The organism is Hydrogeniiclostridium mannosilyticum (assembly GCF_003268275.1).
In the GTDB taxonomy this organism is placed as follows: Bacteria; Bacillota; Clostridia; order Oscillospirales; family Acutalibacteraceae; genus Hydrogeniiclostridium; species Hydrogeniiclostridium mannosilyticum.
Genome location: NZ_QLYR01000011.1, coordinates 20,406 through 32,610, shown reverse-complemented (window position 1 = coordinate 32,610; position 12,205 = coordinate 20,406). Strand labels below are relative to the sequence as shown.

Sequence of the window (12,205 nt, the reverse complement as noted above, 5' to 3'; positions counted from 1 at the left end):
GACCAGCATTCTGCCTTGTATAATTATTATACAGGATAAAGGCGTTTTCTGCAAGTCCCTATTTCGATGTACTTACCCGCATTTATCCATTAGCCGAATCCTCTTCTTTTATTTTCTTAATCGCCGTCCGTACAAATCCCCCTGCCTGTTCCAGGGCTTGTTCCGCAGCGCCGGCATTTGTCCCCGCCAGCTTCATGACAATGGCCCGCTTGGGATTACCGCCTGCGGCCTGAAGAAGCGCCTTTGCTTCGGGCTCAGTAATTTTGCAGGCCTTCATCACAATCCTATGCGCGCGGTTGCGAAGCTTTGCGTTGGAGGGCTGCACGTCCACCATCAGGTTCCCGTAGGCTTTACCGAGGCGTACCATCGCCGCTGTTGAAACCATATTCAACGCCAGCTTTGTTGCGGTCCCCGCTTTCAGCCGGGTTGACCCGGACAGCACCTCGGCCCCGGTGGGCATTTCAATCGCGATTCGTGCATAGTTTGAAAGAAGCGCACCGCTGTTGCAGCACATTGCCACCGGAAATGCACCGACCGCGGCGGCATATTGAAGCGCGCCAATACAATATTGCGCCGACCCACTGGCAGAAATAGCCACTACTATATCCCGGCTGCAAAGCATATGGCTCCGCAGGTCCTCTTCGCCCATCGCGGCATCATCTTCCGCTCCTTCAGCCGCATTGCGCAACGCGGCATTGCCGCCCGCCATAATGCCAACGACTGTTTCCGGGCTGACGCCAAAGGTTGGCGGGCACTCGGACGCATCCAACACCCCCAGGCGCCCCGACGTGCCTGCCCCCACATAAAACAGCCGTCCGCCCGCCGCTATCCTGCGGGCTGCTTCTTCCGCAGTCCCGGCAATCTGGGGTAATGCCTGCCGGACTGCCTCTATAACCGTGGCATCCAGCGTATTCATCAGTGTTGCAATCTCCAATGCCGGCATCTGGTCGAGAAACTCACTTTTGGGATTGGATTCCTCCGTTGAAAGCGCCTGATAATTCATGTCTGTCGACTCCTCCTTTAGGTTTGACCGTCACAGGCCGCCCGGAACCCTGCCAGGCTCCCGGAAAACCGTGTACGAAATTCCTCCTGCTGTACCGCGCCGGTACAGGCGGCAGCGGCAGTCAGCGCTCCATAAACCGGCGGCAGGCTTGCATGGACAAAGCGGTAGCCCCTTGCGCCCGGCTGCCGCTTAAGGGCCGTGCACAGCAAGGGCGCCCGCCAAAGGCCGCCGGAAAGAACACAGTCAATTTGCCCGCCAGCCTGAAACCGCTGGGCGCAGGCTGCCAGAAGCAGCGCCAGCTCCACGGCAGCCGTTTCAACAATCGCCCGTGCAGTGGTGTCCCCCGCCCCGGCAGCCGCAAAGGCCAGGGGTGCAAAGGAGGCCACATAGCGCTTCCCTCCCGCATAGATTCGACCGATTCCCTCTTGCAGGGGCAAAGCTAGCTTCTCCTGCACCAGCCCTCTCAGCGCCGTTTCAGGCCCCCGTCCATCCGCCGCACGAAATGCGGCGCGCAGAACCGAGCTGCCAATCCAAAAACCACCGCCCGCGTCATCAATAAGATAACCCCAGCCGCCTACCTGTAGAGCCTGGCCCTGCTGCACGCAAAAGGCTGAAGATCCTGTCCCGGCAATCAGCGCTACGCCGTCGCGCCCTCCCAGTTCACCGTAAAAAGCATTCAATGCGTCGCTGGTACAAATGATCCGCTCAGCGTGAGGCAGGCAAGCAGCCATGCCATCACGCAGCTGTGCGCTCAATTCTCTGCCCGCTGCCCCGGAAATACCCGCATAGAGCGCCGATATTTCATTTTCTCCGCAGGAGCAGGAACATAAGAGCTGCTTCAGCAGGCTATTCAGGCGTTCAACCGCGGTATGAACGCCTATATCTACCGGGTTTGTGCTGCCTGCCGCGGCATAGGCAAGCACCGTTCCGTCCTCCCTGCCAAGCACTGCCTCGGTCTTAGTTCCGCCGCCGTCAATACCAATAATCAAGACTCCAACCCCTTTACTCTACACAGCACCGTTTATTTCGCCCATACAATACGGAGAAGGCGCGTCTCGCCTTTTTTCATGCGCAGTTCAAAGAAAACCTCTGTACCGGGGAGCTCCTCGCCGGTACGTACGTCGACCGCCCGGCCCTTGTAGGGCAGGTACACCCGCTTTGCACCCTCAGAGCAGGCGTGAATGGCGATATTATCCCCGCTCGTATAGATGCAGTCTCCCGAATAGGTATAGACATGGGCGCGGGAGATCAGCAGCAGTTCACGCAACAGCTCCTGCGGGATGCAGGGCGCCAGGCTCCAGAAAACCTGATGATCCCTCAACCGCCGCAGAACCGCCACCGGCCGCCCCTCTTCCGAGCTGGCAAGAGGCACGTCTCCATCTGCGCAGTTCAGCGATACACACGGCCCGTCAAAGGGCTGCGGCGGGTACACGCCCTCCCGCCACCGGGCCTGAAGAGGCATCATGCCGCCGGACAGCTCACAGCCTATACCCGTCCCCTCCCCGGGCCTGCCCCCCAGGTAGCCGGGAAGCCCGGTAAACATCAGCGTGCGGCCCTCGCTCTTCCACCGCGACAGTCCCACCTGTTGGGCCGGCGTCAGCCCTGCTGGGGAAAGCAGCAGCGCCGCACGGTATTTTTCAGGATTTACCGCTTCCAGATCACTCAGGAGATAGACGTCATAGGGTACTCCGCACCAACCGGCCTCAATAAGCTGCTGATGCACAAGAACCGCTGCAAAACCGGCATCGTTTATGCCGTTGAGCGCCTTTTCATCGAGAAAGACCGCAAGCTGCGCATGGCAGATCAACGAGCCGCGCACGGCGCGCTGGTAATAATCAAAGGCCCAGCGGTGAAAGGCCCGCAGGGCTTCGTCATCATACCATCCGCCCCACATATCAAACCACCACACCGCCGCACCATGGCTTAGTACGCGCGCAAAGGCGCGCAGCAGCTCATGCAGCGACTTTTCCTGTGTTTCCGGCCCCCACCAGACCGGCCCCTCATACAGGTCGTTCGCCGCTGGATTGGCAAAGGCCATACATTGACTGATGGGCCGGGAAAGGTAGGTGCGTACATCCGCCTCCACAAACCAGGGCTTTCCATGCAGCTTAGCCGACTCCAGCGCGGCCTGAAAGGGCCAGTCCACCTCTGTGGAGCGATTTTCTGAGTAACAGAACGGACTGGCAAAGAAATCAATATCCGGGCAGTCCAGCAACCCCTCCAAAGCGTTGTGGGCAAGCTCGGGATCGACGATATTGATGCACCCGTAAAACACTCCCACCAATTTGGAGCGGTTCAAAATCCGTTTTGCCCGGGCGCTCAGCTCGCGGATAAACCAGGCCAGCGATTCGCTGTGAAAGGCATAGAAATCAAGAAGCTCCTGCTCTCTTGCCGGGTCACGGAAAACGCCCTTCCCACTGTAGCGGCGCGCCGCCGGCGACGGCGGAGTTATGGCCGCGAAGCCGGTCCAGGCACTGCCCCAGGCCCGGTTCAGCGCTTCGACGGAGCCGTAGCGCTCCCCAAGCCAACGCCGGTAATGGGCGCAGGCAGCCTGAGAGTAGTCACAGTACTGCAGCGGGTGCAATACCGGGCGGATAAACTCTTCGGTAGAACCCGCAGCCAGGTGCCAGCCAATCACATAATCCGCCCAGCCGCTCTCCCGCAGCCAAGCCTCGAAGCGATCCATTGCCTCCTCACAGGCCGCCAGCCAGACCGGCGATGAAAAGGAACACCGGACCGGCGCGCCGGAGGCATCCAGGCACTGAGCCTCCGGATGCGCGTTTTCCCACCAACCGGGCATTTCCAGCATCAGGCGCGGCAGGATAAACACCTCGCCCGGGCGCTCCCCACAGACCGCCTTTCTAAAATCCTGTTCCACCCACTGGAAATCATAGACGCCCGGGCCGGCCATAAAACCAGGCCGGAACGGGCGAATACCCGATGAGGGGTTAATCCCCCTGTCCCCGGCGTACACTGCCACGGACACCAACCGGACGCCCGCGTCCAAAAAATCCCGGTAGCGCCCCTTTTCAGGCTGGTAGGTCATGTAGGCGTAAAGCGGAAGCGTCCGCCCGTCCACATCCAGCAAAAAAGCTTCCCCCTGCTTAATAACCGCACAATTTTTCATCCTATCCCCCACCCTATGAGTCCTTCCGGACCCCTAATGACAAAAGGCGGCAGAAAAATCCGCCCGCCTTTTGTAAATAAATATATCATTGCTTCAGTTGGCCCCGGCGCAGCATGGACTGTGCCGCGAGGAGGATGCCCAGACGCCCGCTGTGAAAATTTAAACCGCCCTGCAGCCACACCGCATAGGGCTCACGCAGAGGCGCGTCGGCCGAAAGCTCGATGGATGCGCCCAACGTAAAGGCGCCCGCCGCCATAATGACCGGGCTGTCGTAGCCGGGCATATCCCACGGCTCCGGTAACACGAACGAATCCACCGGCGCTCCCTTTTGCACACCCTGACAAAAGGCGATGAGGGCCTCCGGCTTCTCTAGCAGCACCGCCTGGATAATATCCGCCCGCGGCTCGTCCCAGCGAGGGGTAACCTCATAGCCGAAGCCGCTGAACAACGCCGCCGCGAAGGCCGCCGTTTTCAAAGCCTCGCCAGTCACATGCGGTGCATGGAAGGCGCCCATAAAAAGCTCGCGGTTATTGCCAAGCGTTGCCCCCACCTCCTTGCCGAGGCCCGGGGTGGTCAACCGGTAGGCGCAGCTCTCTACCAGATCCCGCCGGCCCGCGATATACCCGCCGGTAGGCGCAACGCCGCCGCCTGGATTTTTGATCAACGAACCCGCCATCAGATCGGCTCCCCGGCTGACCGGTTCATCTTTCTCAACAAATTCCCCATAGCAGTTATCCACCATGACAATGCAGTCCGGCGCTAAGCGCTTGGCAACCGCCGCGATTCGCTCAATCTCCGCAACAAACAGGGAGGGGCGCAGGCTATAGCCGCGTGAACGCTGTATGTACACCATGCGAATGCCTGGATGGATGCGCTGCTCCATTCCCGCATAATCAGGCGTACCGCCGGGCAGGAGATCCAGCTGCTCATAGCGGATGCCGAACTCCCTCAGCGAACCGTTGCCGTCACCCGTAAGCCCTATGACACCCTGCAGGGTGTCATAGGGCTTTCCCGTCACACTAAGCATGGTGTCGCCCGGGCGCAAAATGCCAAACAGCGCGACCGTCAGGGCATGGGTGCCGCTGACGAAGTTATGGCGCACCAGCGCATCCTCCGCGCCCAAGGCATAAGCATAGACGCTGTCAAGCGCCTCCCGTCCCCGGTCCCCGTAGCCATAGCCGGTGCTGGCGGCAAAATGGCTTTCACTGACACCGGCATTGCCGAAAGCCGCCAGCATCTTCTGCTGGTTATAGTCCGTTGTCTCATCAATACGCGCAAATACCGGCGCCAGTCTTGCCGCCGCGGCCTCTGCATTTTGGATGATGCTGGGGTCTATTTCAAAAAAAGGATGAATCTGCAAAGCTCTATTACTCCTTACTCTATCAATCTTCTCATCAATCGCTCCGGCTGTTCCGGCAGTACCCGCAATTCTACGAAGGAGGCGCTCTGCTGAAAGCCGAGCGCCCGATAAAAAGCCTCGTTCTCCCCCCGCGCCCGGTAAACACACACGCGCGGAGCCGAAAGGTGCGCCTGCAGCGCACGCACCACCTGGCTGCCCAGGCCCTTGCCGCGGCAGCCAGGGCGGACCGCAACCCCAGAGATTACCGCCAGGGAAGCGGTCTGCACCGTGCTGAAAGCACAGGCCGCCAGTTCTCCGCCGTTCTCTCGTACCGCAACGCTGACCGCCGCGCCATGCCGGGTACGGTGGGAAAGGTCCAAGTAAAAGCCCTCAAACGGCGGCGCCCGAAAGGTATTGGTCTCGCACTGCTTCAGCAAGCTATATAACTCCCGGGGCCCCGGGTTCAGCTCATGCTCGGGCACAGCGGCGCCGCCCTCCCGCATGCGTGCCAGCACCACGCCATCGGCCTGTACTGGAAACGCCGGCAAATGGACGGCGACAGCCGCATCACACAGAACGGAGCGCACCCCAGCGGCGGGTAAAAAGGCCTGGAGTTCCTCCCAATCTGCCGTTCCTGTGCCCGAAAGCACCGCCGATCCATCCAGGCAGGCCAGGTAGGCGCCCTGGCTTTGGCGCCAAAACCGCACAAACGGCTGAGCCAGGCCATAGGCTCCAGCCAATGCGACAATCCGGCAGCCGAAAAAATCCGCCTCCAGCCCATGCCCATACAACATTTCGGACACTGTAACAGCCTGAACCATATGCGGGCGTCACTCCGCCGCAGCCGGCTCCCCGCCGGCTATTTTCTCCGCCAGACGCTGAAGCATGGCCAGCGTGTCATGGTAGTCCTGTTGCGAAATCATCCCTACCGCTGAATGGATATAGCGGCAGGGCAGGCTGACGGACACCGGACGGACCCCCTCGCCGGAAGCATGGATGACCCTGGCATCATTGCCGCCCGCAACCCCCAGCTTGCTCTGGCAGGGGACGCCCGCCTCCGCGGCCGCCTCAAAAGCAAGGCGGTAATAATCCCGGTCGTAAATGGCGCCGTGATCCATAAAGGTCACGACAGGCCCCTTGCCGAGGCTGCATATCCTTTTTTCCTCCGGCACTCCGGCAGAGTCCCCGGCGGTAGTGGCTTCCACCACAATTGCGGCATCCGGGGCCACAATGTGCGCCGCTGTCCTGGATCCGCTCTGCCCGGTCTCCTCCTGGACGGCAAAAACAAAGGTCATATCATATTGCAGGTCCTTTTTCATCAAATCCACCAGCAGGGCACAGCCGGCACGGTCGTCAAGCGCGCGCGCTTTGAGGCGTCCATGGCTTTCGTCCCAGACCGAACGGAACACCACCCGGTCGCCGGGAGAAACCAACGCTGCTGCCTCCTCTCTACTGGCGGCGCCAATATCAATATACAAATCCTTGAGCGGCACTGCTTTGCCGCGCTCCTCCTCATCCAGCAAATGGATGGGTTTAGCGCCGATAACGCCGGGAACCAAGCCGTGGACCGTATCAATCGCCACCGGGCGGCCGGGCATCACCTGCAGGTTGATTCCCCCGGCTGCCGTCATCTTCAGCAGCCCGTCCTCACGAATAAAGGTGACCAAAAAGCCAACCTCGTCCATGTGGGCATCAAGCATAAGCTTTTTTCGGGCGCGCTCCCGGCCTTTTTTCACCGCGATCAGGTTCCCCAGCGGCGTTATTTCAATCGAATCTGCGTAGGGCCTGATTTCCTCCAGGATAATCTCACGCACCTGATCCTCCGCGCCGGATACCCCGGAGGTATTGCAGAGCCTCCGCAGCAGCGACCAATCAGCCATTTTCACGCACCCCCTTGATATACTCCGCAAGCAACCGGGCGGCTTTTTCCACGTCAGCCACATCTACCACCTCTATCGCCGTGTGCATATAGCGCAGCGGTATGGACACCAGCGCGGTCTGCACCCCGGCGCGCGATGGAATCACCACCGCGCAGTTGGTGCCGCTGTCGCTGCCGGCTACCTCGACCGAATAAGGCATATCCAGCTTTTTCGCCAGCGCGACCAACCGGCTGGTCATCCTGCGGTTTACGCCGGGCGTGCAGCCAATCATCGGGCCGCCGCCGAGTCTGCCGCTGACCCTGCCCTCAAGGCCAGGCTGCACTGCAAAGTCCACATCCACTACGATCGCCTCGTCGGGGTTCTCAGCAAAGGTTCCCGTCTGCGCGCCCGCCGCGTTGACCTCCTCACGGCTGCTCAGCAGCAGGGTAACCTCACAATCGAGCGGTTCGCCGTGCAGCAGCTGCGCGCAGCGAATCAGCGCAGCAACCCCGCTGCGGTTATCCAGCGCGCCGGACGATACCCGCCCGTTCAGGAGCTCCACCGGCTCGTAATGCAGCAGAATGCGGTCGCCCGGGCGAACCAGGCGCTCGGCCTCCTCCTTGGGCAGGCCCACATCCACATGCATGTCCTTAATTTCCTGCAGCTTGTCCCCGCCGTCGCTCAAATGCGGCGGCACACAGCAGACAATTCCCGTCAGCCGCTCACGCCCCAGCACGGTCACCGGGCAGCCGGGCAAAATCCGGCGATCTACGCCGCCTACCTGCGCTATATTCAAAAAGCCGTCTCCGTCGATGCCGGTCACAATCAATCCAATTTGGTCGTTATGCGCATCCAATAAAATATGCCTGGCAGCCCCCTTCCTGCCCAGGTGCGCGCGGACGTTCCCCATTGCGTCCACCTCTGCCTGCGCATAGGGCGCCAACGCCGCCAACGCCACGTCTGCGGCGCCTTCCTCAGCGCCGGAGGGGCCTGCCGCGCTGCACAGGTCAACGAGCAGCTTTTTGAGCTTTTGTAGATCCTCCATGCAAACACCTCTTTTATTCATATTCAAGGTAATTTTTGTACGTATTCTTTAAATAAATCTCCGCGTGTTTCATAATTCGGGAACATATCGAAGCTGGCGCACGCTGGGGAAAGGGCCGCAATATCCCCCGGCTGCGCATACTTGCCGCAAAGCCGGACCGCCTCCTCCAGAGTGGCGGCATGAAGAATCACGGGCGCGCCCTCCCTGTACCCGGGCGCCTCGCGCACCGCCTTTTCAATAGCCGGGGCCGTTGCGCCGATCAGCACCAGCGTCTTTACCTTTTCCACCACGGGCTGTCCCATCGGCTCAAAGGGCACCTTTTTATCATAGCCGCCGGCAATCAGCAAAATTTTCTGTGGGAAAAGCGACAGCATTCCCTGCACCGTGCGGGAAGGGGTCGTCGCTATCGAATCATTATACCAGCGTACGCCGCGATGCTCCCGCACCAGCTCCGTGCGATGCTCCACGCCTGCAAAGCTGCGTGCGACCTGCGCCATGGTCTCAGGTGCCACATCCCCCCACAGGGCACAGAATGCCGCCAGGTAATTTTCAATATTGTGCCGGCCCGGAAGCTTGATTTCTTCTGCCCGGAGCACGGGAAACTCCTGCCCGCCGTCCGTCATGACCAGCAAGCCCTCAGCCGACAAAAAAGCGCCGCGCTCCGGCCTTTGCAGGCTGCTGAAGCCGTAGAGGCTGCCGCGGACATCACCGGCAAAACCGGCCGTGTATGCATTATCCAAATTTAAAACCGTGCGGGCAAAGGCATTCTGGTGCAGCAGAATATTCTCTTTTGCCTCCACATACTCCTGCATATCCTTATGGACATCCAGATGGTTGGGGCTGATGTTGGTCACCACCGCCACATCCGGGCTGCGGCGCATGGAAATCAGCTGAAAGCTGGAAAGCTCCACCACCGCTACATCGTCCGGGCCGATCTGCCAGATGTCGGGCAGGAGCGGACGGCCGATATTTCCGCCCAAGTGAACCTTTTTCCCCGCGGCGGCAAGCATTTTTGCCAAGATGGTGGTCGTTGTGGTTTTACCGTCGCTGCCTGTTACGCCGTAAACCTTGCAGGGGCAGAGGTCCATAAACACTTCCATTTCAGAGGTAACGGCAGCGCCGCGCCTACGGGCGGCCTCCAGCTCGGGCAGATGATAGGGCATGCCCGGTGTGCGGAAGACAACCTCCTCCGTCAGGTCCTGCAAATAGCCATCGCCCAGAACCAGCCGAACGCCCATTTTTTCCAGCTCAGCGGCCTGCTGCACCTGCTGATAGCCGCGGCGGTCCCGTGCCGAAACAACCGCGCCCCTTTGGGCAAAAATTTTTATCAGCGGCAGGTTACTGCCGCCAATGCCGCAAAAGGCCACGCGTTTCCCCTGCATCTGTTGAAAAAAACGTTCTGCCCGGTTCTCGACTTTATTCATGATTTCCCCCGCTCCGTTTCAAAATCAGAGGCCGCCGCGCGGCCTCACATTTTCTTAAGCTATGCCCTTATTATACGGTTCTTTTGCCAAAATATCAACCCTCGTACCGGCAGGCCGAAATAAATGCCCGGAAAAGCTTTTGAGAATCCGCATCCTGCTCCGCCATGCACTCCGGGTGCCACTGTACCCCCAGGAAAAAGCGCCCGTCCCTGCTGCAAACGCTTTCGATGACGCCGTCCGTGGCAAACGCACCCGCACACAGTGTGGGCGCGACCTCCTTGACCGCCTGGTGGTGAGAGGTGTTGACCTCAAGCACATCCTTCTGCAAGATCTGATGCAGCAGCGTCCCCCGTTCAACCCTTACCCGGTGGCAGGGACGCTCGTAGGCCGATCCCTGCCGGTGCTCCAGCGTTGCGGCTCCCTGTGCCCGCAGGTCCTGGTACAGGGTTCCGCCGAGCGCCACATTCATTACCTGTATGCCCCGGCAAATGCCCAATACCGGCTTCTGCCGCATTTGCTGCAGGCATTTCATCAACAGGAACTCCGCCGCATCTCTGGGCGCGGACATCTCCCCCACTCCGGGCAGCAGCTCTTCTCCATAGCGAAGCGGGTTGATATCACCCCCTCCTGAAAACAAAACGCCGTCGCAAACGCGGGCAACCTCCGCCATCGCCTGCTCATTCTCCAAAACGGGCAGGATCAACGGCGCTCCGCCGGCCGCCGCAATCGCGTTGATATAAGTCATGTTTGCCGTCACCGCACCGTTGAATCCGGGCGTAATTCCTATCACAGGCCTTGCCATCATCATTCCCCCTAACCTTTCGCCGTCTGCTCTGCTGGAGCAAACAAAAAATCTCATTGGTTCCAGCGTATCGGATATTGGGGAAAAATACAATCCCCATAAAAAAATAAAAACGTTTCGCTGATTTTTCCGCCGCTGTTTTGCCACTGTGCCCGCAAAACAATGCCGCAAAAGACATCCCAATAAAAAATCGCTTACCGTGAAGCCACCGCACAACTTTAAGAATACGCATGCCCGAAGCGGTTACACTAAGAAACAAACTTACTCTATTTTTGGAAAAGGAAAGTTAGTATGGAAAAAATAGTGAAGCAACGAAAATGGCGTACACTCATTTTTATTCTTTTAATTACAGCCATCATTGCGCTGGGCAGCACCACCTTTACCGGCTATGCCCAGGCAGCCCGCTACCGGACCAGCCTGGAGTACAATTATCAACGGGCCATTACGGATCTGAACGACTGTGTCAGCTCCATTGAATCCACATTAAATAAGGGGATTTACGCCAACACGGCTACCCAGCAAAGCGGCCTCGCCGCCAAGCTCATGCGGGAGACAAGCATGGCCAAGGCCTCCCTGGCCGTTCTGCCCGTCGACGATGAAAGCCTGACCAACGTCAGCAAATTCATCGCGCAGACCGGCGACTTCGCCATGGCGCTTTCCGCAAAGGTCTCGGCGGGCGGATCTATTTCAGAGGAGGAGCTGGAGCAGCTGCGCAGCCTGGAGGAATATGCGAAATCCCTGCGGGGGAACCTCACCTATTCGGCGCCGAACTTCGATGAAGATTCCCTAAAAAGTAATTTTAAGGACATCTCCGACGATTTCTCGGATTATCCCTCCCTCATTTACGACGGCCCCTTCTCCGACCATATTATGGAGCGGGAATCCGTTTTTCTGAAAGATCAACAGGAAACCGGCAAAAAGCAGGCCCGGGAAAAGGCCGCCGGGTTTCTTGAGCTGAACAGCTCGGACCTGCAGGACGAGACGGACAGTGCTGGCAACCTGCCCACCTATAATTTCAGCGGCGAGGGCCTGCGCATCTCCATCTCCAAGGCCGGCGGCTATGCCGTCAGCTTCATCAAGGACCGGGTAGTCGAAAGCGCGGAGCTCGGCTACGAGGAAGCCAGCCAGGCGGCCCGTGCGTTCATGGAGCAGCGCGGGCTGGCGGATATGCAGGAAAGCTACTATGTCATCAATGACAATATTTGCACCATTAACTATGCTTATGCGAAGGACGGCGTTCTTTATTATCCCGACCTGATTAAAATTTCCGTGGCGCTGGACAACGGCGAGGTCGTCGAATACAATGCCTCCGGTTATCTGATGAACCACACCGAGCGCAAGCCGCAGGCTCCCGCATTTTCTCTGGAGCAGGCGCAAAAGCAGGTCAGCCCGCTTCTGAAGGTGGAAAAAGGCGGTTTGGCCCTGATTCCGACGCCGGGCTTAAATGAAGTGCTCACCTATGAATTTCACTGCACGGGCGAAAACGGCGACCGTGTGTTGGTTTATATCAACGCGAGCACCGGGTACGAGGAACAGATCCTAATTATCGTCGAAAGTGACGAGGGCATTCTGGTACGCTGATTCCGCTCCCAGGCCCCAGCCGCAC

At 59.2% G+C, this 12,205-nt stretch carries 10 protein-coding genes; 1 reads left to right on the top strand and 9 read right to left on the bottom strand.

Features of this window, described 5'->3' with window-relative positions:
- Positions 1-82 precede the first annotated feature (82 nt).
- The 9 genes from murQ to DPQ25_RS12285 form a co-directional block, all read right to left on the bottom strand.
- Entirely contained in the window at positions 83-1,003 is a 921-nt protein-coding gene (murQ, locus tag DPQ25_RS12325; protein ID WP_112333482.1) for an N-acetylmuramic acid 6-phosphate etherase, read from the bottom strand.
- Positions 1,004-1,020: 17 nt separating this feature from the next.
- On the bottom strand, positions 1,021-1,992 hold the full coding sequence (locus DPQ25_RS12320) for an N-acetylglucosamine kinase (RefSeq protein WP_112333481.1): 972 nt from the start codon (positions 1,990-1,992) through the stop codon (positions 1,021-1,023).
- Positions 1,993-2,024: 32 nt separating this feature from the next.
- Complete coding sequence (locus DPQ25_RS12315; RefSeq protein ID WP_112333480.1) at positions 2,025-4,130, bottom strand: beta-galactosidase; 2,106 nt, start codon at positions 4,128-4,130, stop codon at positions 2,025-2,027.
- Positions 4,131-4,215: 85 nt separating this feature from the next.
- Entirely contained in the window at positions 4,216-5,484 is a 1,269-nt protein-coding gene (locus DPQ25_RS12310) for a methionine gamma-lyase family protein (RefSeq protein ID WP_177577078.1), read from the bottom strand.
- 20 nt (positions 5,485-5,504) lie between these two features.
- On the bottom strand, positions 5,505-6,263 hold the full coding sequence (locus DPQ25_RS12305; protein WP_242978346.1) for a GNAT family N-acetyltransferase: 759 nt from the start codon (positions 6,261-6,263) through the stop codon (positions 5,505-5,507).
- Between the two features lie 36 nt (positions 6,264-6,299).
- Positions 6,300-7,349, bottom strand: a complete 1,050-nt coding sequence (locus DPQ25_RS12300; RefSeq protein WP_112333477.1) for a M42 family metallopeptidase — start codon at positions 7,347-7,349, stop codon at positions 6,300-6,302.
- Positions 7,342-8,373, bottom strand: coding sequence for a zinc-binding metallopeptidase family protein (locus DPQ25_RS12295; protein ID WP_112333476.1), 1,032 nt, complete (start codon positions 8,371-8,373; stop codon positions 7,342-7,344). Before DPQ25_RS12295 ends, DPQ25_RS12300 begins: the two co-directional genes overlap by 8 nt.
- A 23-nt stretch (positions 8,374-8,396) precedes the next feature.
- Entirely contained in the window at positions 8,397-9,797 is a 1,401-nt protein-coding gene (gene murD / locus DPQ25_RS12290) for a UDP-N-acetylmuramoyl-L-alanine--D-glutamate ligase (RefSeq protein ID WP_112333475.1), read from the bottom strand.
- Between the two features lie 94 nt (positions 9,798-9,891).
- Positions 9,892-10,599 (bottom strand): gamma-glutamyl-gamma-aminobutyrate hydrolase family protein, encoded by a 708-nt coding sequence (locus DPQ25_RS12285; protein WP_177577065.1) that lies wholly within the window; start codon positions 10,597-10,599, stop codon positions 9,892-9,894.
- A gap of 291 nt (positions 10,600-10,890) precedes the next feature.
- Here DPQ25_RS12285 and DPQ25_RS12280 point away from each other — a divergent pair, with 291 nt between their 5' ends.
- The gene (locus DPQ25_RS12280; RefSeq protein WP_112333473.1) at positions 10,891-12,180 is read left to right on the top strand and encodes a PepSY1/2 domain-containing protein; all 1,290 of its coding nucleotides are present in this window, start codon (positions 10,891-10,893) and stop codon (positions 12,178-12,180) included.
- The last annotated feature ends 25 nt before the right edge of the window (positions 12,181-12,205 follow it).

Bases quoted from the DNA above. Each gene is read 5' to 3' on its own strand.
- murQ (WP_112333482.1), bottom strand. From the start codon at position 1,003: ATGAATTATCAGGCGCTTTCAACGGAGGAATCCAATCCCAAAAGTGAG.
- DPQ25_RS12315 (WP_112333480.1), bottom strand. From the start codon at position 4,130: ATGAAAAATTGTGCGGTTATTAAGCAGGGGGAAGCTTTTTTGCTGGAT.
- DPQ25_RS12305 (WP_242978346.1), bottom strand. From the start codon at position 6,263: ATGTTGTATGGGCATGGGCTGGAGGCGGATTTTTTCGGCTGCCGGATT.
- DPQ25_RS12300 (WP_112333477.1), bottom strand. From the start codon at position 7,349: ATGGCTGATTGGTCGCTGCTGCGGAGGCTCTGCAATACCTCCGGGGTA.
- DPQ25_RS12295 (WP_112333476.1), bottom strand. From the start codon at position 8,373: ATGGAGGATCTACAAAAGCTCAAAAAGCTGCTCGTTGACCTGTGCAGC.
- murD (WP_112333475.1), bottom strand. From the start codon at position 9,797: ATGAATAAAGTCGAGAACCGGGCAGAACGTTTTTTTCAACAGATGCAG.
- DPQ25_RS12285 (WP_177577065.1), bottom strand. From the start codon at position 10,599: ATGGCAAGGCCTGTGATAGGAATTACGCCCGGATTCAACGGTGCGGTG.
- DPQ25_RS12280 (WP_112333473.1), top strand. From the start codon at position 10,891: ATGGAAAAAATAGTGAAGCAACGAAAATGGCGTACACTCATTTTTATT.